Genomic DNA, 22,280 nt, shown 5'->3' with positions numbered 1-22,280 from the left:
TGCTGACCTTCTTCGGGCTGGTGGCGTGTGACCATATCGTTTTAAAGTGATGGCCTTTTGCTGCTCTGTACCACAGAGCTGCGTATTCAGATCTGAGGGTGGCGTATGCAGGATGCGGACTCGTTGAAGCCCGGCTTCATGATTATTCACGGCAATCGCTTGGACGATTTGCGTGAGCTAGCGGTGAGCTGGATGCAGCGCTACCCGTTGGCCCCGCTGGAAAACGAAGTCGTGCTGGTGCACAGCAACGGCATTGCTCAATGGTTGAAGCTGGCGCTGGCTGAAGATCCTGATAACGGTGGCTGTGGTATCGCAGCAGCGTTGGATGTGCAACTTCCTGCGCGTTTCCTTTGGCAGACCTACAGGTCTGTATTGGGGGCTGAGACGACACCAGAGTCCTCCCCGCTGGACAAGGCGGCACTGAGTTGGCGACTCATGCGCTTGCTGCCTCAATTACTAAGTAAAACCAATTTCAGCAGTTTGCGGCGATTCCTTCAGGAGGATGACGACCAGCGCAAACTCTACCAACTTTCCGAGCGGCTGGCGGACCTGTTTGATCAGTATCAGGTCTATCGCGCCGACTGGCTGGAGGACTGGGCGGCCGGGCGTGATCAGCTAAAGCACATCAAAGGCGGTGTGAAACCGCTGGATCCCGATAGCCTGTGGCAAGCGGAGCTGTGGCGGGAAGTATTGGCGGATGTTGGCGAGGGCGCTCTTGAGCAGAGCCGCGCCGGTGTTCACAAGCGCTTTGTCGCACACCTGCGTGAAGCAGGGCAGGCCCCTGCAGGGTTGCCTCGGCGTGTGGTGGTGTTCGGTATTTCGTCTATGCCGGCACAGGTTCTGGAAGCCCTGGCGATACTCTCGCGCTACAGCCAGGTGTTGCTGTGTGTGCACAACCCTTGTCGTCATCACTGGGGCGATATCGTCGCTGACAAAGACTTGTTGGGCCATGCCTATCGCCGTCAGCCAAACAGAAGTGCCTCTATGGCGACGAGCCAACATGGCCAGCCTTTGCTCGCCGCGTGGGGTAAGCAAGGTCGCGACTACATCAATTTGCTCGACCACTATGACGAGCCAGCGAGTTATCGACACCTTTTCGAGGGCCTGAACGGCGGGCGTATCGATCTGTTCAATGACGAGCCACCTTCCAGCTTGCTGGGCCAATTGCAAAGCGACATCCTTGAATTGCGTCCTTTGGCTGAAACCCGTGAAGTATGGGGTTCTGTCGATGTTTCACAGGATCGCTCGGTACGCTTTCATGTGGTCCACAGTGCGCAGCGCGAAGTGGAAGTGCTGCACGATCAGTTGCTCGCCCGCTTCAGTGCCAATCCCCAGCTAAGCCCGCGGGATGTGATTGTGATGGTTCCGGACATTAATGCGTATGCGCCGCATATCGAGGCCGTGTTCGGCCAGGTCCCACGTCATGACCCTCGTTATCTGCCCTTTACCTTGGCCGACCAGGGACAGCGTGGGCGCCAGCCATTGCTGATCGCCCTCGAACACTTGCTCAAACTGCCCCATAGCCGCTTCGCCGTCAGCGATATTCTCGACCTGCTGGATGTGCCGGCGCTGCGGGCGCGCTTCGGCATCAAGGAAGCGGATGTGCCGATCCTGCAGCGCTGGATCGATGGTGCCGGTGTGCGCTGGGGACTCGATGCGCAGCAGCGCGAAAGCCTGGACATGCCTGCGGGCCTGGAGCAAAACACTTGGCGCTTTGGTATGCGCCGCATGCTGTTGGGCTACGCGGCCGGCCAAGGGCCTGAACTGAATGGAATCGAGCCCTATGACGAGGTTTCCGGCCTGGAAGCCGCACTGGCGGGGCCTCTGTTGACCTTGCTCGATCACCTGGAAATTGCCCGGGAGGACCTGCAGCAGCCGGCCACGCCGGTACTCTGGGTCGAGCGCCTGCAATCGCTGTTGAAGGTGTTCTTCCGCCCGGTGGGGGATGCCGAAGAGTTGCTGGTCAACCAATTGCTCAAGCTGCTCGATGACTGGCTGCGCACTTGCGAGTCCGCGCAGTTCGCCGAGCCCTTGCCGTTGTGCGTGATGCATGAAACCTGGCTTTCCTGCATAGAGGAGGGCGGCTTGTCGCAGCGATTTCTCGCCGGTGCAGTGAACTTCTGCACGCTGATGCCTATGCGTGCGATCCCGTTTAAAGTGGTGTGCCTGCTGGGCATGAACGATGGTGACTACCCGCGTCAACAGTCTCCTGTCGACTTTGACCTGATGCGCAACGATTACCGCCCCGGTGACCGCTCCCGCCGTGAAGATGACCGCTACCTGTTGCTGGAGGCGCTGTTGTCGGCCCGAGAGCAGCTTTACGTCAGCTGGGTTGGCCGCAACATCCGCGACAATAGTGAGCGCGTACCCTCGGTGCTGATCGGTCAGCTGCGTGATCACCTGGCCAGTGGCTGGCGATCGGCGCCGCCTGGGTCGCTGCTGCATGCCTTGACCCAGGAACATCCGCTACAGCCTTTCAGCGCGGCCTACTTTGCCGACCAGCCCGGGCCTGATGGACTGTTTACCTATTCCCATGAGTGGCGTGAGGTGCATGAGTCGCGGGCGGAGGAACTCTCGGTCGACGTATTGCCAAAGCTCGCGCAAGACACGCCATTGACCCTGCGCCAACTGGCTGGGTTTGTACGCGACCCCGTGGGGGCATTCTTCCAGCAGCGGCTCAAGGTCAATTTTGACAATGACGAATTGACCAGCCGTGACGACGAAACCTTTCAGCTCGACGGCCTTGAGAACTGGCAACACCAGGACCGACTCAGCCAGGCGCTCAAGCGTTGGGTAGAAGAGGACTACCGACCTGAGAACGCTGTGGCCGAGCTTGATCTGCATGTGCAGCGTTTACAGCGTGAAGGCAAGTTGCCGCTGGGCGGCTTCGGCACGTTGAGCGCATCGGCATTGGCCGAGCCACTGCCGGACATGCTGGAGCGTTATCACGCGCAGTTGCAGGCGTGGCCGGAAATCGAGGAGGGCCAGACCGCAGCAACGATCGCGGCGCACGGACCGACCCCTGGATTGAGTGACTGGCTGGGTGGCATTCGCCGCAATGCCCAAGGTGAGCGAGCCTACTTGCAGCTGGACAGCAAGAAGCTATGCAACGACGACAGTTGGCGCTGGCACAACCTGGTTCGTCCCTGGGTGCGCCATCTGGCGTTGCAACTGAGTGAACCGGGCTGCACCACGATTCTGGTCAGCTTGAACGGGGACGTAGTATTCCGGCCAATGCCGGCGCAACAAGCTCAGGAACAGTTGCAGTCGCTGCTCGACGCTTGGGTGGCGGGCATGCGTGAGCCGCTGCCGGTCGCCTGCAAAAGCGCATTCGCCTGGCTCGAAGAAGTGGGGGAAGGCGGGGAAGACAACGACGCGACTTCCGAGAAAGCCCGCGAGACGTTCGAGGGGGGCTACATGCGCACTGGAGAGGCGGACAGCTCTTTCGCCTTGCGCCGTGCATACGCGGACTTCGACCAACTGTGTGCCTCCGGTCATTTCGCCTCATGGGCCACGCGCCTGTATGGCGGGCTGTTCAAACATCTTTCTTCGAGCCGCGCAGGGAGCGACCAATGAAACCGCTAAATCTCAACCCCATCGACTTTCCCTTGCATGGCAGCCGATTGATCGAGGCGAGTGCCGGTACCGGCAAAACCTTTACCATCGCCTTGTTGTACGTGCGCCTTGTGCTTGGTCATGGAGGTGAAGCCGCCTTCAAGGACCTGCTGACACCACCGCAGATTCTGGTCGTAACCTTCACTGATGCCGCGACCCAGGAACTACGCGACCGTATTCGTGCGCGTTTGACCGAAGCGGCGCAGTGTTTTCTGAAGTCTGATCGTGAACACGACAAGCTGCTGCAGCAACTGCGTGCCGAGTACCCTCCGCAGGAATGGCCCGATTGCGCGCGCCGGCTGCAACTGGCGGGTGAGTGGATGGATGAAGCGGCGGTCTCGACCATCCATGGCTGGTGCTATCGGATGTTGCGTGAGCATGCCTTCGACAGTGGCAGCCTGTTCACCCAGACACTGGAAACCGATCAGAGCGAATTGCTGGCCGAGGTCGTCAGGGATTATTGGCGTCGGCACTTCTATGAATTACCGGTGGAGCAAGCCCGAGCCATCGGTGATTGTTTCAAAAGCCCACAGGACCTGGGGGATGCACTCGGTTCGTTGCTGACGCGCCGGGACGCGACCTATCAATATAAAACCCAGCCCCTTGAAGCACCTGGCTCGTTGCAGGCGTTACTCAAGGAGCCTGGAGAATGGTACGCAACGGTCGGCGACCTGGAGCGTAACGCTCGCAAGCTTTGGCTTGAGCATCAGAAAGAGCTCGAGGAGGTGTTGCGCAGCATTCGTCCTCACATGAATGGCAATACCTACAGAAAAATCGATCAGGATGATGTCTTCAACGATCTGCTGAACAAGTTGGCACAGTGGTCCAGGGGGCAACCTGCGCCGCATAACGTGCACGCCTTCGGCCAGACCGGCATAAAACTCAAGGGCAAGGCCATGGTGCCCAAGCATCAGGCGTTCGAGGCGATCGACCTGTGGGTCGAACAGCGCGACGCCAAAGTGGATATCCGCGCCCAACTGCTGCTGCACGCCTTGCATGAAGTGCGCGAGCGCTTCGATGAAGAAAAGCGCCGCCGTGCCGAAGTCGGTTTTGACGACCTGCTCAATCGTCTTGACCAGGCCTTGCAGGGCCCGTCCGGTCCGCGTCTGGCCGAGACCATTCGCAAGCAGTACCCGGTCGCCTTGATCGATGAATTCCAGGACACCGATCCAGTTCAATACCGGATCTTCGAAACCATTTACCGCATTCCCGACAACCTGGATGACTGTGGCCTGTTCATGATCGGTGACCCGAAACAGGCGATCTATTCCTTCCGTGGCGCGGACATCTACACCTACCTCCAGGCGCGCGAGGCCACGGCTGGCCGTCATTACACACTGGGGACCAACTATCGTTCCACGAAGGCGATGGTCGACGCGGCCAACCACTGCTTCCGGTTCGCTGAAGCCCAGCCTCGCGGCGCGTTTCGGTTCGCCACAGAAGACCAAGGCAACCCGGTGCCGTTCAACACCGTCCAGGCCAATGGGCGCGACGATGTGTTGCAGATCAAGAGTACGAATCAACCTGCCTTGACTTTCTGGCAGCTGGAAACCGAGGGAGTGGTCAATAACGCCACCTACTTGCGTAAAGCCGCTGAAGCCTCCGCATCGGCGATTCAGGCCTGGCTTGATCCCGCTGCAACCGAGCGTTCCGGTTTACTGAAAGGTAATGGTGAATTCGTCGCCTTGCGGCCCGCCGATATCGCCATTCTGGTGCGCAATCGCAAGGAGGCCGAAGCCATCCGCAAAGCCCTGGCGCATCGACAACTGGCCAGCGTCTATCTCTCCGACAGGGACTCAGTCTTCGAAAGCGAAGAGGCCAAAGACCTTCTGTATATCCTGCGGGCGTGCGCTCAACCCACCAGCGATCGGCTGGTGCGTGCGGCAATGGCGACCCGCAGCGTCGGGCTGACATGGCAGACGCTGGAGAAATTGAACCAGGATGAGTTGTTCTGGGAGCAACAGGTTTTGCTGTTCCGCGATTTTCGGGTGTTGTGGCAACAACAAGGCGTGCTGCCGATGCTGAGAAAGCTGCTTGCCACGTTCAAGGTGCCGGCCCGTTTGCTTCTGGAAGATCAGGGTGAGCGGCGCTTGACCAACCTGTTGCATCTGGCCGAATGGTTGCAACGCAGCGCCGCCGAACTCGATGGCGAGCATGCGTTGATCCGCCACCTGGCCGAGCAGGTCCATGGCCAGAGCGAAGAAGAAATTCTGCGCCTGGAAAGCGATTCGGACCTGATCAAGGTCATCACCGTGCACAAGTCCAAGGGCCTGGAATACCCATTGGTGCTGCTGCCGTTTGCCTGTAGCGCCAGGGCGATCGATGGCCGAAGCACAACACCGCCTATGTTCCACGACGACAAGGGTCTGGTGATCGAGCTGATCAAGGGCGATCTGGCCAAACCGGCACAGGCGCTTGCCAACGATGAGCGCATGGGCGAAGAGATGCGCCTGCTCTACGTTGCCCTGACGCGAGCCCGTTATGCCACCTGGATCTGTGTGGCGCCTCAGGGCTCCAGGGCAGGAGGCACATCGACGGATCTGCACAAGGCCGGTTTGGGCTACATGCTGGCGGGTGAGAAGCCGATCGCAGCGGCGCAACTGCCCGGCGTGGTCGAGGCCTTGGCCAACGGCTGCACGGACATTGAGGTGTGCGCAGCGCCGGTGCCGTCCGACGATGTGCATGCGGCGCCAGCGCCACCGTCGGTGGGGCCGGCATTGCGCCCTTTGCACAAGCTCGCGGCGAACTGGTGGATTGCCAGTTACTCCGCCTTGGCCATTGCTGACGGCAATGTCCTGATGGGGGCAGAGCCGGGTGTCAGTCTTGAGCCTGCGACTGCGGTGGAAGCAAATTTGCAGGAGGAAGACGAAGCTGAAACCTTGCCTGCAGGGGCTGGGATTCACGGTTTTCCTCGGGGTGCGGGCCCGGGCACCTTTTTGCACGGGTTGTTCGAATGGGCCGGCCGCGAAGGCTTCGCCAAGACTGCTGGCGAAGCTGAAACCCTGCACAACACCGTTGCCCGACGCTGCAACCTGCGTGATTGGGAGACTTGGATCGAAGCTCTGTCCGCTTGGCTGGGCAGCTATCTGAATGCACCACTGCGATTCAACGGTACCCAGTGCAAACTCTCGACCCTGAGCACCTATCAGGTAGAAATGGAGTTCTGGTTTTCCAGCCGATCCGTAAACGTTCAGCGCCTTGATGCGCTGGTGCGGCAATACACGTTGGGCGGTGCGCCGCGTCCCGTGCTGGCCTCCAACGAATTGAACGGCATGTTCAAAGGTTTCATCGACCTGACGTTTGAACATCAAGGTCGCTACTACGTGGCGGACTACAAATCCAACTGGCTGGGTAGCAACGATCAGGCCTACGACGCCGATGCGATGGTCGCGACGATGCTGGACAAGCGTTACGACCTACAACTGTGTTTGTACCTGCTGGCCTTGCATCGCCAGCTCAAGCTGCGTCTTCCGGGTTATGACTATGAACAGCAAATGGGCGGGGCGTTGTATCTGTTCGTCCGTGGCCACCAGGCACCGACTCAAGGCGTTCATTTCGAAAGGCCACCGCGGCAATTAATTGAACAGCTGGACCAACTATTCATGGGGCAACACGCGGAGGCCAGCGCATGAGGCAGACCCTTAAGCAACTCAGCAACAGCCAGCGCAACGTTGACCACCCGGCGGTGTTCATAGGTGATGCCAGCGGCACGGAGCTGCTGCATCAACTGGACAATTGGGTGAGCCGTGGCTGGTTGCGCACGCTGGATCGCTCGTTCGCCACCTTCATTCTTGAGCAGGACCCCCAGGCCCAAGCCAGTGTGTTGCTGGCCGCCGCGATGACCAGTCACCAACTGGGGCGCGGGCATTCCTGCCTGGATCTGGCCGCCACGTTGCATGCCCCGGACTTTGTGTTGTCGTTGCCACCTGAAGGCGAGGAGGGCAGCCAGTTACCGTCACAGTGGTTGCTGGGCCTGGACATCGCCCAGTGGCGCCAGGCGTTAACCTTGAGCCCGCTAGTGGAGGACCGGGACGGGCTACAGCGCTTCCCGGAACGGCCGCTGGTGTTGACCGGGCAGCGCCTATACCTGCGCCGTTACTGGAACTACGAGCGCAGCATTGCTCAGGCGTTGAGTCGCCGTTTAAGTGTGGAAGCGGTGACGCCGCACAACCTCTCCGTTCGGCTCGATGCCTTGTTCCCGGACGCCTTTGAGGTCAAGGGTGAGCGCGGTAGCGACTGGCAGAAAATTGCCTGCGCACTGGCGGCACGGGGCAATTTCAGTGTCATCACCGGCGGCCCCGGCACCGGCAAGACCACCTCTGTGGTACGCCTGCTGGGACTGCTGCAAACCCCCGCCGTGGAAGAAGGAAAGCCGCTGCGAATTCGTCTCGCCGCACCCACCGGCAAGGCGGCTGCACGCTTGTCCGAATCCATCGGCAAGGCTGTCCGTGAATTGCCTGTGAGCGCCCCGGTGTGCGAGGCGATTCCGACCGATGTTTCTACTTTGCACCGATTGCTAGGCAGCAGACCGGATTCGCGCAACTTCATTCACCACCGGGATAAGCCGCTGGAGCTGGATGTGTTGGTGGTCGACGAGGCGTCGATGATCGACCTGGAAATGATGGCCTGCCTGCTCGATGCTTTGCCCCGTCAGGCCCGCTTGATCCTGCTGGGTGACAAGGATCAGCTGGCGTCGGTGGATGCGGGTTCGGTGTTGGGCGACCTCTGTCGAGATGCGGAAGCCGGTGGCTACAGCGAGGAGACCACGGACTGGTTGAAAGCCCAAACTGACGAGGCGGTCAGCGCTCCGGGGTTGCAAACGGCAGTTGGCCTGGGCGATCCGCTGGCCCAGCAGACCGTTATGTTGCGTTACTCCAGACGCTTCGATGCCCAGCAGGGGATCGGGCGTCTGGCGAAGCTGGTCAATGAGAAAAACGCTGTTGAAGCACGAGGTCTGCTGGATCAGCAATTACCGCAGCTGTTCAACATCAAGTTGCGAGGCGAGCATGATGCCGCGCTCACTGACTTGATTATCAACGGCAGAGGCGATGCTCCTGGTTATCGCCATTACCTTGAGCAGCTACGAGATCAGCGTCCCGCGAGAGACATTGCCTGGGACAGTGACCTATGGGCGGGTTGGGCTGACAAAGTGTTGACCGCGTTCGACGAGTTCCGCCTGCTCTGTGCGTTACGTCGCGGACCTTGGGGGGTTGAGGGGCTGAATCAGCGAGTGGCCGCCGAATTACGCCGCTGTGAACTGTTGTCGGGGGAACAGGGTTGGTACGAAGGGCGTCCGGTACTGGTCACTCGCAATGATTACAGTTTGAACTTGATGAATGGTGACATTGGTATCGCACTATGGGTACCAGGACCCTCCGCAGAGCTGGTTCTACGTGTGGCCTTCCCGCGAAACGATGGTAGTGGTGACGTACGTTTCGTGATGCCGAGTCGGCTGGTGGAAGTAGAGACTGTCTTCGCCATGACGGTGCACAAATCCCAGGGGTCGGAGTTCAACCATACGGCATTGGTACTGCCCGATGCGTTGAACCCTGTGTTGACCAAGGAGTTGTTGTACACCGCCATTACCCGGGCCAAGAGTTGGTTCAGTCTGGTCGAAGCCAGGCCGGGCGTGTTCGAGGGTGCGGTGAGTCGCAATGTGCAGCGTACCAGCGGGCTGGCGCTGCAACTGCAAGACGAACTGGCGAAACTTCAACGCACCTGAGTAGGTGCGTTCAGGCATTTATAGCCTGGGTACTGCGCTTCAGCGGTGACCTTTGCCATGGCGGAGGTCACCGCCTGAACAGTGATGGTGAAGTTGGCTTGGGGGCCGGCGGTAGCGACCACACGTTGCATGAAGGCTCGGTAGGTTTTCATGGCGCTTTCCTTGATGAATGTGAGGTTTAATCTTCTTCGCCGTTACCACGCGTGCGGGTGATCTTTATTGCTCGACCGAGCGCGAAGAGCACCATGTCGATATTCACCACGAATCCCGGTTCCGAATCTTGGCGCTCGTTAAAGTGCTCGTTGAGCCAGAGCTTGTAGCGTTCGATGCATGCGACGTCCTTGTCCCAGTTGATCTTCTTGCGAATGGCCTTAACCTTGGCAGAGTTGGGGGTGTTCATCTGTTCATAGAGTTCAAAGGCACGAAGGACGTGCTGATCGACAATTGATTCCGAGCGATCAGCCAGATGCCGACCGAACTGTCTGAACACCTGGCCGGGGCCGTTAGTCAGCGCAGTTGGTCTGACGTCTGCTGCTCCCTTGATGATGTGCGCCACTTTCTGCAGGTCGCCGTTTTTCCAGGCCAGGGCGTAGAGCAGTTTTTCCAAGGGGGTTTCAAGTCGGGCGCTGAGATCAGCATGCAGACGCAGATCCTCGTCAAGCTTGTCAGCCATGAGCGAACTGATGTCCTTGGCCGTCAATTCAAGCTGCAGTTCCGGATACTTGCTGCGGTCCATTTGCCAATTATTCAGCGTCGGATGGTTGGTCAGCATCTCTTTCAGTGCGGACACGTCGGGGGCGTTTAGGATCTCGGTGAAGGTGTTTTTCACCAGGTTCAAGGCTTCCGGATTATTCAATATCGTGTTCTCTCGTGGGGACTGATGCAGAGCTTAATCACCTGGCGCGACAGATCATGTCGTACAGCGTCAGGACTCGGTCTTATTTGAGATCGACCATCAGTGGCAAGGTTGTCGCGAACGTAGCAGTCGAAGGGGCCTGTATCAGTCATATAGCCAAGGTTTCAACTCCTTCAGGTTCTCCACCACGATCTGTTGCGCCTCTGGTTTCGGGTCCATGTTCTTCGGATCAATTTGATACCGCTGCAGTACATACTTGACCAGCGCTTGGCGACAGGGAATCTGCAGTCGCCCATCGACCATCCCGAAGTCCTCTTGGATTATCGCTTTCTGGGTTAACGTCAGACGTTCATCAGGCTTGATGATGACGTTAACTTCACTATTCCATTGGTCGTCGCCCGAGATGCCATTCTCGGTTTCGCCATCCATCAAATCAGGTAATCCACGCAGTCGACTCAGCACAAAGTCTCGGTACTCGCGGTTTTTTTCGCAGTAAGCACGCACATGCCAGCGCATGCCTGTGTAAACCAGCGTATGCGGCGCAATAGTTCGCCCTTCAGGCTCGGGACTGTTTAGTGAGACGTAGTCGATGTCCAGACGTAGATGCTCCCGGCAAGCCTTGAGCAGTGGTCGCAGTATCTCAGCCTTGATTGAGCGATCAGGCACCTCCAGTACTTTGGTGTGGGCGTAGGCTAACGCCAGCCCCTCAACGTGTGGCGCTCGAGCATTGTTCTGGTAAAGCAGGTGTAGGTAGGCGCTGGCGCTGTCATCGATGAACAGTGGCTTGAATTGTTTGCTCGGCACGTAACCCTTGATCTGTCGATCATATGTAAGGTTTTTAGGCGCATGCTCGGTGATGTAGGTGTTGATGTCCTTGGATGCTTGCTGACGGCTGATGCCGAAGCTCTGCGTCAAGTGCACCGTGGTCAGCCGGCCTTCCCACCACGCGACAGTTTCGATCAGTCGGTAGCGAAGGGCGAGGTCCCAACGGACCTGCTCGATGGTTTGCTTGCGTTTCATGTCGCCTCCATGTGAGTGAATACTTTACCTGTATAAGTCTACATTCTAGACGTGTCGTTTAACACTACATATCGTGACTCTGGCAAGTTTGGAGTTGACGACATGAGGGACATGTTTATGGATGGTTGGGATTGGACGGCGTCGGTAGCGATGCTGATGCTGTTGATGATCCTGCTGATGCTTTTAGTGCAGTATCTGCAGACTAACAAAGCCTGGAGATTGCTCGAGCATTGGCATGCGACCACGAAGGAGCGCCAGCAGCGGCTGAGCTGGCACGCCGAAGAGAATCGCGAGTTGAAATCGGCGCTTCGGGCGGAGAAGGCTCATGTGGAGCAGTTGCAGCGCAAGGTGGAGATTCTGCAGGCTTTGCTGCCCTAGGTGTGAGGCACGAGGGCCTTGGTGCAAGGCCCCGTGATTTGGCTCCGATACGGTGTAGACATTAGGAGGAGTACATGCTCGACTCGCTGGAAATTTGCAGGCTTCTGGAAGGCAACGGTTGCAGCAGGAAGTACGAAAGAGCCTATGCGCGGGGTTATGTTCACCCGGGGCTTGAGCATCCGCTATTCGTCAAGCATTACGCCACCGGCCGAAGCGTTGGGCGCCAGCCATTGGTGCTGCATCCGGCATACCGGAAATCGGCGCATTGGGCGCAAATCAAGGCGCTGACGCGGGGAGTACCCAATGAGACTTACAAAAGTACCAGCCTGGAAGCGTTTCCGTTTGCGCCGGGCTCTACCAGCAAAACCGGAATCGCAGTCAATGTGGCTAATGTAGACGACTTGCTCAGTTTGTTTGGCGTGCTTGGCGGTGAGTTGGTGAGCATCGAGGAGCAGGTGGAAGACGAAGTCAGCTTGATTGAGCTCTTCGAGCGATCGCCTATTGGGCAGCAGATCGGTACGACTGAACGTGAAGCCATCATCCGAGCGCGAGTAGGACAAGGCGTCTATCGCCAGGCGCTGCTCGAGCATTGGCAAGGTTGTGCTGTGAGTGGCTTTGCGCTCTCTTCCATGCTGCGCGCGTCACACATTAAACCATGGCGTGACGCCACGCATCTGGAGCGCCTCGATCCCTTTAACGGATTGCTTCTGACGCCCAACCTGGATCAAGCCTTTGATCTGGGGCTGATCAGCTTCACCGAGAAGGGCGATATTGTAATTGCGCAAGCCCTGACCACTGAACTGCAACTGGCACTGGGCATTAACGCGCAGTGCCGGTTGCGTAGTCTTCATGACCGCCATTTGAACTACTTGGCTTGGCATCGCGAGCACGTATTCCGCAGCTAGCGGCTCGTGTTAATCGTTGTTAGGCCAAAGGATTGAGTACCGAGTACTTTCCGTACCACCAGCCTCATTGCCAGTAGAGCACTTCATCGTCGCAGATCGATGGAGAACCGAAAAAACGATTTCAGCAAGTGCTGAATTGAAATTCACGGAAGGGTAAAAAAGGAAGTGCGATGACAGCAATCCGTTCAAAGGCTCAAGCCGAGTTGGAGCTTGCACTCATGCAAGCCGAGAGTGATTCCATGGCCAGCAGCGATCTCTATCTCTGGTTACGCGAATGCGGTCTGTCGCCCGAAATCGCCGTACGACTTAAAGAGCTGGTTAACGTGACTCAGCATATCGGTAACAAGGTTGTCTCCATCGGCAAGCTGATCGTGATGAAGTTGCGCGACTTCATCATGGCGCATAAGGGCTTGGCCATTGGCACGGTATTGGGCGCGGCTATTGCTTCGCTAGTTGCTGCGATTCCATTGCTCGGTTCGTTGTTGGCTCCCTTGGGGGGACTGCTTGGCTTGGCGATCGCGGTCACCGGTCATCAAAGCGATAAGCATCCGACAGGGGACGGCGGAGGAGTGAGCTTGCTGGATCTTCCGCAGAACCTGATCGAGATCGCCCGGGCGTTCTTCGATCTGTTCATTGAGACGCTCCAGAACATCATGACTGAATTGGCATCGGCGAAAGCATCATGAGTCAGCAACCGAAGGTCAGCAAAAAGCAGCTACTCAAGGTCATCGATGAGCTTGAGCGTTCGCCCCACGACCGTGTACGCATCTTGGGTGAAGTGGGCATCAGCACGCTCGGTATCGGCCTCGGAGCCGCGGCAGCAGGCACTATGGCGAGTATCGCAGGTGTGACCAGTATTCCGGTCCTCACCACGGCCGCCGGTTGGGTAGGTGTCACTGCCGTGGCTGCGACGCCACTTGGCTGGGCGCTAGGTGCTGCGGCCGCCGGTGGTGTTCTGGCCTACGGAGTCTCGCGCTGGATTCGCGGCGGTGCGATGTCAGAGGGTCGCAAGCAGGAGTTGTTGCTGGTCTATCAGGAGCGTTTGGCTGAGATGGAGGCCAAGGAACGCATGGGAGCTGTCACGCTGTTGGATAAGTCCGGATTTATTTCGTCACTTCGAGAGGTTATCGAGAAAGATGTCATCAGCGCAGATAAGGCGCTCCGGCTGATCGAGGCGGTGGAAGGCGGGAAGATGGCATTGCCTGAGGCTTATCGATTGGTGAATGGGCTCTTGCAGGTGTAGTGCGCGCAAGCTGCAGTAGTCAGTAAAACGCCGACGGATCATCCGATCACGACACGTCTTGTCGCGCTGCTCCCTCATGCTCGCCTCATCAGCAGGACAAATGGTTTATACCGATCCGAACCGCTTGAATCAGCCAACCATAAGGGGCCGTAGCATGAAAAATCTGTTCGCAGTTATTGGCGTCATCGTCGTTGTAAAAAAGGGCTATGAGTTCTTCCGTGAATACAACGAGATGAAACAGGAGCTGGAAAAACGCGCCGGTGATTCGGCCTGACACAGTACGGCGTCCACTACTCAATTATGTTTACGACTAACAGGTTATCTCTATGCCCTGGCCGCCCCATCCCTTCACATTCACTTGCCCCCAATGCCATTGGCATAAAACAACGGTGCCACCCAGCGATGCGCTGCGTGAGGGCAAAGATTGGTTTTCGGCTTGCCCTTCATGCCAGCACGTAGACCTGGATGTCCGGCCTGCGACGGGGCTAGAGATCTTCAAGGCCAAGCTGTTGCGACCGTTCAACTGAAGTCCCATTTCGATGCGAGGTTCGCGATGCGTAACGATGAAACTGACAGTCACGCGGATGACCTATCACCCACGGAGGTTGAAGCTGAGGCAGTGGTCGAGTACAGCGAAGAATTCGCCGCCATGATCCTTGATCAGGAGGCGAATGGCCGGTTCCAGGACATTGATGTCGACGACATGCTCGCAATGCTGGACCGCATGATCCTCGAGGCCCAAGGCTTGGGCAGTGTGCATTAGCTCTCCAGGCAGAGCGTCAACAACTGATCCAGCTTGCAGGGCGATACCTGGCCGTCCATGCCCCAATGATCGCAGGAGTAGGTGCCGCCGCGCACTGCTTTTCCTTCTTCGTCATAAACGGCGATGACCGCGTTCCACAGTGATGACTTGGGTGCTTCGCTGAGCGGGTCCAGGCACAGTAGGTGAGTGGGTTGGTAGACACCATTATCCTCATAGCCTTGATGCCCCACGACCATCAACCAATGGCCTTCAAGTTTTGACCAGCTCACGCAGATCAGAGCAACAGCTTCGCGCTTGATTTCTTTCTGTACAGCTTCCACGAGCTCTTTCTTATTGCCATTGACCAGCTCGGGCAGGATGCCTTCACGGCGAAAATGCTCAGCCAGGCCAATCAGGTCCTCTGTGGTCGTTCCCCGGGAAACCAATGCGCCATGCTCTCGTAGTGCGTTACGGAATCGGCCTTCGCGGCTGCGCCCATCCCAGTCACCCATGTAGGCAATATGATCCCGCTTCAGCGCACCCAGAGTGATCAAGCCCATCATCAGGGCGTAGGGTCCGCAGGCGCCGTCGGCATCACCTTGACGCATATGGACTAGGCCCGGCTCATCAAGGGCGCAGGTAATTGGGCCTTCGGGAGAAACCAATAGCCATGGGCTGACAAACATCTTGTTCATTGCAAATTTCCTTGTTGCAACACACGTTAAACGGGAAGCCGTGGCTCCCCCTACAGCTGGAAGTGGCAATCGCGATACTGACTGAGGAAGTCAGAGCTGGACCACCGGGTAGCAGGCATCACCCCAAAGCGTGTCGGGATTATTCAGCATCAACTCAATGATCAACGGGACCAACTTGCCGAGTAGGCTGCCGCAGTCACGCAACTGGGGTCGGTTGATGCTGCTGTTCCAGGTGGCGCCGCCGTGCATGATCTGATTGCGCAGGGTGTAGATTCGATTGAACAGCACGGCGAGCACTTCAGCGGTATCACGTTGCGCCAGAGCCGACTGTGCTCTACGTCGGCCTGCCGCGAAGCGTTCGGTCCATTGCTCTTGGGTGATCTTGCCATTCTGGTAATCCCAGAAGCTCTGAAAAACGTACTGATTGTCCAGCAGCACTCGAATGCTTCCGGAAAATTCAGACCACACCAGATTCTCGATCTGCCGTTCGCGATCCAGATCGCACAACTTGCGCAGGAACGCACGGAAGGTTTCCTGCTCGGACAGCCGATAGTTCTCGTCGATGTCAGTGGCATAGGCCGCGTTGAAGGCGATCCACAGGAAAACGAAACGGCCGTCGGAATCATCTGTTTGCTCGGCGCGCTGCAACCAGCTCAAGGAGCGGTGCACACGCAGAGTCAGGTTGGCGGGGTGATGGTCGCGTTCAAGTCGGTGGCGCGCCTTGAGGGTTTGAAAATGCATGAGGACTGCCTAGTTAGGATGGGGAAGAGTGGTCAGTCAGATTGAGGTGTCATGCAGGGCCAGGCTTTGGCGTTGAGAGTCGATCAAGACCTGGCGCAAAGTCGTCGGCGCATCGACACGAATAGAGCCCGCCTGTGACAGCAACCACCATTTCAGCTCCCAGCTATCGTTGACCGTAGCGGTCAAGCGAGCGCCATCTGATTCAGCAATTAGCGTCATATCCTCCGACAGCGGCGTCTCGTGCAGGCGTTTGGCGAGGGCAGGGTCGACCCAAGCGTGTAATTGGATCGCTTGGGTAGCGCCAAACTGCATAGCACCACTCTGGATGTAATTCCGCAGGTCAAAGCCTGCAGGGCGTCGGCCAGGTTGACCCAGCATTGTGACGGCTTCGAAGCGATGTGCTGCGTAAAGTCGCACGTCGTCGAATGTGTCGGCGCAGGCCACTAAGTAGGTGATTTGCCCGCGTTGCACCATTGCCAGTGGATTGAGCGTTAGCTCATGGACGCGATTTTTGTTCGCCGACTGATACAGGCAGAGCAACTGCAGGTCTTCGAGCAATGCTCGCTGAAGCAGGTCTAGATGCTCAGCCTTGATGTCTGGGGCAATCAGGTTCAACGTCGGTTGTACGCTGGCTACCTTATCGATCCAGCGCGCCGAAGCACTTTCCTCACTCAATGCCTTGAGCTTCTGTCGCGCTTGGCTGAAACGAGGCTCCAGGCTTTTGAGCATCAGTCCGGGTACCAAGGGACGAATGCTGTCTTCCACCAGACGTAGGGTTAATGCCTCGCCCACCGTAATGCCAGGCAGGTCAATGGATCGACCGGGTTGCCAATACCAACCATAGGGTGTGCCTTTATCGTTGCAGTGCAGTGGAAACAGGCTCGATAGCTCGTTGAGGTCTCGCTCAACCGTGCGTTTTGTCGTGCGGTGGCCGGCTTCTTCCAATTGCTGGTGCAGTTCCGCGGCGGTCAGGCCGGGGGCACGATTGGGTAGCAGTTTGAGCAGCTCCCATTGGCGGGAGATGGTTCTGCGGGTCGAGTGCGTGGGCAACGCTTGCTTCCTTACTCTGGCTCACGAAGTGCAGAGCATGGCGTGAAGCTCGGGCAATATCAACTGGCCATAAGTGTTGGGACACAAGGCCATTCTTGCCGTCTGGGTTGTGCTTCGCTTTTTGGCGGGCTTTGTTGCGATTCCTCGCGTCATACCTTGTCGCAGACTAATGAACAATGGATCTATCGCAGAAAGTCATGAATGATGTCTATATGGCATCATTTTTTCAGGCGCACGATTGCTTATGCGTCAGGGCGGGCTCAGATTTTGGTCAAGATATGGATCCATCCGCCGATGGATATGAGGGCGCTTTGATAGACAGCCAGAGGCGAAGGATTCGGCGTGATTGGGGTGATTTTTCTGCTGCAGTATCTTCGGCTGCGCGAGATATAGAGGGACAGGTGTAGGGGCTGGAGCCGTCATGCAATAACGATTGAATAGGATGTAGTTTTTCTGGCTATATGCCACTACGCTGACCGTTTTTTGAACTGCGCAACAGAGCCTGGGCGCCATTAGACCGTCTGGCTTAACCGAACGAATGATCAGAGGCAGGATGGCCTCTTTCAAGGAGATGGAATGCACGAGAATACTATCCAACTGCTGCGCGAAGAGTCTTGCCGGCTGCTACAGGTAGAAATCGAACTGCTACAGAGAATGAAGACTGCCAAAGGAGTAGTTGTCGATGAAAAAGCCGATGAGCATCAGACCTTTTCCTCCGCCAGCATCGACAAGGATCTAAAGATGCTGCAGGGCGAGGCCAGCAAGCTGGAGCGCCTCGAGATGGTTCTGGCAGTGGTGGGTACGATGAAGGCCGGAAAATCTACGACCATCAACGCCATCGTCGGTACGGAAGTCCTGCCCAATCGCAACCGCCCGATGACAGTGCTGCCGACACGTATTCGTCACACACCCGGAAAAAAAGAGCCGGTCCTGAGTCTGGACAACAACCAGTCGATCAACGATCTGATTGTGCAATTAAAGCAGGCCTTGGAGAACACCCCTGCTGGAAATCAAGTCCTCACGGCGACTGATCACGACAAGGACATGAGCGAACTGTTGCGCTTCGTGCAGTCGAAAGAGCGCTTTAAAAAAGAGTATAGGGGGCCGGAATCTATCTTTTGGTTCCTCAAAAGCTTGAATGATCTGGTTCGGCTCAGTTTCGAGCTCGATGTTAAGTTCCCCTTTGACCGCTACGCTGGCATTGATGACATCCCGCTCATCGAGGTTGAGTTCGCCCATCTTGCCAACCTCCCTGACAGCGTCGGTAGCCTGACATTGCTTGATACGCCCGGCCCGAACGAAGCTGGTCAGGAACACCTGCGTCCGATGCTGCGTGAGCAGTTGCAGAATGCTTCGGCGATTCTGGCGATACTGGACTTCACGCAGCTCAAGTCCGATGCGGACCAACAAGTTCGGCAGGAGCTCGAACGCATCGCCGATGTCGCTCACGGTCGTATGTTTGCTTTGGTCAACAAGTTTGATGAGAAGGACCGTAATGGAGACGATGAAGAGCAGACACGAAAACTGGTTGCTCACTCGCTACTGAAAGGTCAGATAGACGTTTCTCACGTTTTTCCGGTGTCGTCGAAGTTCGCTGATCTTGCCAATCGTGCCCTGCGTGAGCTGGAGATCAATGGCTGCCTTCCGGATCCGGTCGATGACTCGACGGCGTGGGTAGAGGACTTTGGCAAGGCGGCGCTGGGCGCCATGTGGAAGATGTTGATTGGAAACCAGGAGGTGGTTCGCCAGGCTGCAAGCGCGTTGTGGGAAAGTTCCAAGTTCGCAGCTCCCCTCACTGACGTCATCCATAAAGCTCATAGCCAGGCCGCGATGCTGGCAATTTCTGCATCTGCAGCCAAGCTGGTAGACGTCGCCACCAAGTTAAACAATTTTCTCGATGTCAGAAAGGTGGCGCTGGGAAAGAACGCAAGCGAGTTGGCCGCACAGATCGACTCGTTGCGCAGTGATATCGAGAGTATTGGCGCACTGGAGACCAGATCACAATCCGATGCGAAAAAGGCGCTGGATGGGATCAACAAGCAGATTTCCAATGCTTTTGCTGAAATTCGCAAAAGCATCCGTGAAGAAGTAGATCAGGGTTTCCAGAAGGCCAAGGAGACGGAGGAAAAGCAGGTCAATGTAGCAAAATCCGCCGCCCCCCAAGTCAAACGCGGTCTATTTGGGTCGCTGTTAAACATCGCCATCGGCCACGCGGCCTCTTCAATAGCAGGAAGCAAATTTGGCCGAGAGTTTGACCCAAAAAACCCGATCATCAAGCTCGATACTCAGAAGGACGCCGAAGAGGTGATCAGCGGTATTGAGAAGGGTGTCCAGCAAATTATTGCGAACAACGAGTCAACGCTTGCCGACCAGACAGATTCGATCCTCAAGGCTTTTCGTGAAAAATTCGAAGATGGAATTTCGGTCCAGGCCAGCACCATCGTCGGTGAACTGAACCAGCGCCTGAAGGGGTGTGGTTTCTCCATTGCGATCAAGATGCCTGCATCACCAGCGCTTTCGTTGAAGCAGGGACGTGGCGAGTTTTTGCGCGGTGTCATCGAAAGCAAACAACGCAGTGTGACCAAGCGTCGTCGTAGCAGCAGCTTATGGGGCGGCTTGTGCGGGTTGTTCAATACTGACGACTGGGGGTGGGAGAGTTACTCGACCACTGAAGGATACTACGAAGTCGATATCAACAAAGTTCGCAAGTCGATCAGCGACTCAATTGATGGCATCTTTGAAGGTTTGGGCAAGGCAGTGGTCGATACTGTCCAGGCGCCATTGCAAGAGAGCGTCAAGCAGTTCTTCGATGAGTTGAAGCTCACGGTAGAGTCTCTGCGCAGTGATTTGGCCCAAAGCATCCGCGATAAAGAAACCACCCATGAGCAGCAAAAGAGCCTGGCCGATACATTGGCTGGTTTCAAGCGTGAAGTTCCCGGTCTTCGCCATGATGCCGAAGCACTTCACCGTGACGTGTGCCCCGCTCCGCATGAGGTGGTCGCATGAATGAAACGGACGCCATTACGGCATCAGCCGAGGTCTGCCAACTTCTGACCTGCGTGCCAGAAAAATTTGTTGTCGACTTCGCCAACGGCATAGATGTGGCGCGTGAGCGGCAGCGCCACTTGGCTACCCGTACCGGTTTTTATTCACGCCTGTATGACGGTTTCACCGGCCAGGGCGCCAGGCATCAGGCTGAAATTAACGCCAGTCTCACTGATGGCGTGGAAGGTGCGCTGAACTGGCTGGTTGATCTGAGCGAATCGTTGGCGCGTAGTAATCGGGCCATTGTCCAGGTGCAGACCCGGATCAACGGGCTAAAGCATGATGTTGCCTTGCTGGTGGACTACTCAGTGCAGACCCGACAGACCCTCAACCTACTCTCGCAGCGGTTGGATGAGCGCTGTGATGCGCTGGACCGCCAGGTCGCCCGCATCGACAGCTTGCAACAAGCCCAACTGCATCTCGATCGTGTTTTCGGCAAGTGGGGAGCAGGACGCTTCAATGGCCTGAGCCTGTCCGGCCGTTGCTACGCGGTGATCGAGGAACTGCGCTGGGGGGCCTTTGGTGATTACTGCCAGGTCTTAAGCGGTCACGAGCGACAGGCGCAGCTCGACGACTTGGCCAACCGGGCCATCATTCAGCTGAGCCGGGATGCCAATGTCGGCCATGGAGAACGCTTAGGCACCCACGAACGCTGGATGGCCAGACCTGTGGCGGGCGCCGCATGGTTTGACGGCGAAGAGGCAGTGCGCTACCTGGGTGACTGGACTGATCCTGGTACAGCCCCGTTCGCATATGCAGTTTCGCAGATGCCCGAGGAACTACCGCTGCAAGTGCCTCGCCTTGGTTCTGCGCACCGCATGGCCGAAGGCCTGATCAGCGAACTTTTTCAGGAGTCCGCGGTATGAACACGACTATGAAGGTCGGCCTAGTCCTATCTGGGGGCGGCGCGAAGGGCGCGTACCACGTCGGCGTGCTCAAGGCGCTGCGTGAGCTGGGCACACGCATTGATGCAGTATCGGGTGCTAGCATTGGCGCGCTCAACGGTGGAATCTTGGCCTCGGCCCCTTCGCTCGATGTCGCTATCGAGCGCCTGGAGTTGCTATGGGGGCGTCTGAGCAAGGAGTCGCCGCTGAGCATGAAGGTGCCAGGCTATCTGTCTTTGTTGGTGGCCGCTGGTCTGCGCTTAAATGGAGCGACGGCGGCATTGGGAGCTGTGCACGCAGCAAGGGCGCTCGCGGACAAGCTGGATATCGAGCTGCCCGAATGGCTAGACGCAATGGGCGAGGGCGTGCTTGATGACCAGCCGTTGCAGCGATACATGGATGAGTTTCTAGTCAGCGATGATCTCAGCCGCGGAGTACCGTTGTACGTCTCGCTTTATCGAAGTGGGGGCGGTCTGCAGGATCTGGTACTAGCGTTGGGCGCCGAACTCGGTTTCACCGACACCCCTGATTCTGAATTCATACATGTTCAGTCCATCTGCGACGATGCGAAGCGCAAGCAGATACTGTTGGCCTCAGCGGCTATCCCATTGCTATTCAGATCCCGCAGCCTCGGTGGTCAACGTTACTCGGACGGAGGGCAGGGTGGCTGGCAGACCATGCAGGGCAATACTCCGATCACCCCGTTGTTGGAGGCAGGCTGCAACCTGGTGATCGTCACGCACTTGAGCGATGGGTCGCTGTGGAGTCGGCAGCGATTTCCTGATGCCACCGTGCTCGAGATCCGTCCCCAGCAAAGCCTAGCGCGGGCGACCGGGCCGCTGGCTGGGGCTCGGGATCTACTCGGTTTTGATCCCGAAAAAATTCCGTCTTGGATTGAGCAAGGCTATCGCGACACTCTGCACTGCGTGGGGCGAGTGATGATGGCGCAGCAATCTCGCAATGAGTTGCGTGCGTCAGAGGATGCTTTGGTTGCCGTTGAGGGGGAGTCTATGCGTGCAGACAAAACGTTGGAGGATGCAATGGCACGCTTGAAGTAGCTGGTTGGCAGGCCGTGTGATTACATGATCGCACGACCTGCACTCAGCTTTGAGGGACGCGGTTCAGTGCTTGTCGGCCATTTCTCTAAATCGGGTACTCCCGTCGATGCGCTGTAAATCTGCTAGGGTCTGTTTCCGTATTACGCTAGCCAATGGATTTAAAATAGAAGGCTCGTATCGTTGGAGCTCTGACCTAACACCGATACGAGCTTGCGATGCGTAAGCGGCTGGCCAAGTTACCTACCTGTCGATGCAAACGCGTGCTTGGACTCGGAAGAAAATGAGTAATAGTTCATTGTGGCCAGCATCATAAGCAGGCTCGATGA

At 57.2% G+C, this 22,280-nt stretch carries 17 protein-coding genes; 11 read left to right on the top strand and 6 right to left on the bottom strand.

Annotation, left to right across the window (positions count from 1 at the left end):
- Positions 1–105 precede the first annotated feature (105 nt).
- Genes recC through recD form a run of 3 tightly spaced genes read left to right on the top strand, consistent with a single transcriptional unit; the run spans position 106 to position 9,337 of the window.
- Positions 106–3,576, top strand: coding sequence for an exodeoxyribonuclease V subunit gamma (gene recC / locus JUI81_RS25200; RefSeq protein ID WP_204125272.1), 3,471 nt, complete (start codon positions 106–108; stop codon positions 3,574–3,576).
- Complete coding sequence (gene recB, locus JUI81_RS25195; RefSeq protein ID WP_204125271.1) at positions 3,573–7,247, top strand: exodeoxyribonuclease V subunit beta; 3,675 nt, start codon at positions 3,573–3,575, stop codon at positions 7,245–7,247. The genes recC and recB overlap by 4 nt, the downstream gene beginning before the upstream one ends.
- On the top strand, positions 7,244–9,337 hold the full coding sequence (recD, locus tag JUI81_RS25190) for an exodeoxyribonuclease V subunit alpha (RefSeq protein ID WP_204125270.1): 2,094 nt from the start codon (positions 7,244–7,246) through the stop codon (positions 9,335–9,337). The genes recB and recD overlap by 4 nt, the downstream gene beginning before the upstream one ends.
- On the opposite strand, the gene JUI81_RS25185 is transcribed toward recD, so the two are convergent.
- From JUI81_RS25185 to JUI81_RS25175, 3 genes are all read right to left on the bottom strand, one after another.
- The gene (locus JUI81_RS25185; protein ID WP_175456232.1) at positions 9,325–9,489 is read right to left on the bottom strand and encodes a hypothetical protein; all 165 of its coding nucleotides are present in this window, start codon (positions 9,487–9,489) and stop codon (positions 9,325–9,327) included. The genes recD and JUI81_RS25185 overlap by 13 nt on opposite strands.
- A 26-nt stretch (positions 9,490–9,515) precedes the next feature.
- Positions 9,516–10,193 carry a hypothetical protein gene (locus tag JUI81_RS25180; protein ID WP_204125269.1) on the bottom strand — a complete coding sequence of 226 codons (678 nt, stop codon included), beginning with the start codon at positions 10,191–10,193 and terminating at the stop codon, positions 9,516–9,518.
- Between the two features lie 144 nt (positions 10,194–10,337).
- Positions 10,338–11,213 carry a YafY family protein gene (locus JUI81_RS25175; protein WP_204125268.1) on the bottom strand — a complete coding sequence of 292 codons (876 nt, stop codon included), beginning with the start codon at positions 11,211–11,213 and terminating at the stop codon, positions 10,338–10,340.
- 117 nt (positions 11,214–11,330) lie between these two features.
- Between JUI81_RS25175 and JUI81_RS25170 the strand changes: the two genes are divergently transcribed.
- The 5 genes from JUI81_RS25170 to JUI81_RS25150 all read left to right on the top strand — a co-directional run bounded on the left by JUI81_RS25170 (position 11,331) and on the right by JUI81_RS25150 (position 14,502).
- Positions 11,331–11,591: a hypothetical protein gene (locus tag JUI81_RS25170; RefSeq protein WP_026067334.1), complete on the top strand. Its 261-nt coding sequence runs from the start codon at positions 11,331–11,333 to the stop codon at positions 11,589–11,591.
- Positions 11,592–11,665: 74 nt separating this feature from the next.
- Entirely contained in the window at positions 11,666–12,496 is an 831-nt protein-coding gene (locus tag JUI81_RS25165; protein ID WP_204125267.1) for an HNH endonuclease, read from the top strand.
- Between the two features lie 170 nt (positions 12,497–12,666).
- The gene (locus JUI81_RS25160) at positions 12,667–13,182 is read left to right on the top strand and encodes a hypothetical protein (RefSeq protein ID WP_204125266.1); all 516 of its coding nucleotides are present in this window, start codon (positions 12,667–12,669) and stop codon (positions 13,180–13,182) included.
- Positions 13,179–13,739, top strand: coding sequence for a hypothetical protein (locus JUI81_RS25155; RefSeq protein ID WP_153425691.1), 561 nt, complete (start codon positions 13,179–13,181; stop codon positions 13,737–13,739). The genes JUI81_RS25160 and JUI81_RS25155 overlap by 4 nt, the downstream gene beginning before the upstream one ends.
- A 553-nt stretch (positions 13,740–14,292) precedes the next feature.
- The gene (locus tag JUI81_RS25150; RefSeq protein WP_204125265.1) at positions 14,293–14,502 is read left to right on the top strand and encodes a hypothetical protein; all 210 of its coding nucleotides are present in this window, start codon (positions 14,293–14,295) and stop codon (positions 14,500–14,502) included.
- Here the strand turns inward: JUI81_RS25150 and JUI81_RS25145 are convergent.
- The 3 genes from JUI81_RS25145 to JUI81_RS25135 all read right to left on the bottom strand — a co-directional run bounded on the left by JUI81_RS25145 (position 14,499) and on the right by JUI81_RS25135 (position 16,862).
- Positions 14,499–15,176, bottom strand: a complete 678-nt coding sequence (locus JUI81_RS25145; RefSeq protein WP_204125264.1) for a hypothetical protein — start codon at positions 15,174–15,176, stop codon at positions 14,499–14,501. The two genes, JUI81_RS25150 and JUI81_RS25145, sit on opposite strands and share 4 nt — an antisense overlap.
- 90 nt (positions 15,177–15,266) lie before the next feature.
- Entirely contained in the window at positions 15,267–15,917 is a 651-nt protein-coding gene (locus JUI81_RS25140; protein ID WP_204125263.1) for a HEPN domain-containing protein, read from the bottom strand.
- Positions 15,918–15,953: 36 nt separating this feature from the next.
- Positions 15,954–16,862 carry a WYL domain-containing protein gene (locus JUI81_RS25135; RefSeq protein ID WP_308442607.1) on the bottom strand — a complete coding sequence of 303 codons (909 nt, stop codon included), beginning with the start codon at positions 16,860–16,862 and terminating at the stop codon, positions 15,954–15,956.
- A gap of 681 nt (positions 16,863–17,543) precedes the next feature.
- Here JUI81_RS25135 and JUI81_RS25130 point away from each other — a divergent pair.
- The 3 genes from JUI81_RS25130 to JUI81_RS25120 are packed head-to-tail and all read left to right on the top strand — an operon-like array spanning position 17,544 to position 21,954.
- The gene (locus tag JUI81_RS25130; RefSeq protein ID WP_204125261.1) at positions 17,544–19,973 is read left to right on the top strand and encodes a dynamin family protein; all 2,430 of its coding nucleotides are present in this window, start codon (positions 17,544–17,546) and stop codon (positions 19,971–19,973) included.
- On the top strand, positions 19,970–20,878 hold the full coding sequence (locus tag JUI81_RS25125; RefSeq protein WP_204125260.1) for a diguanylate cyclase regulator RdcB family protein: 909 nt from the start codon (positions 19,970–19,972) through the stop codon (positions 20,876–20,878). Before JUI81_RS25130 ends, JUI81_RS25125 begins: the two co-directional genes overlap by 4 nt.
- Positions 20,875–21,954: a patatin-like phospholipase family protein gene (locus tag JUI81_RS25120; RefSeq protein WP_204125259.1), complete on the top strand. Its 1,080-nt coding sequence runs from the start codon at positions 20,875–20,877 to the stop codon at positions 21,952–21,954. Before JUI81_RS25125 ends, JUI81_RS25120 begins: the two co-directional genes overlap by 4 nt.
- The last annotated feature ends 326 nt before the right edge of the window (positions 21,955–22,280 follow it).

Origin of the sequence: Pseudomonas sp. 008, from assembly GCF_016861935.1 — a bacterium.
Taxonomy (GTDB): Bacteria; Pseudomonadota; Gammaproteobacteria; order Pseudomonadales; family Pseudomonadaceae; genus Aquipseudomonas.
Note: the sequence above shows the minus strand (reverse complement) of the source record. Positions and strands in the feature narration are given on the sequence as shown.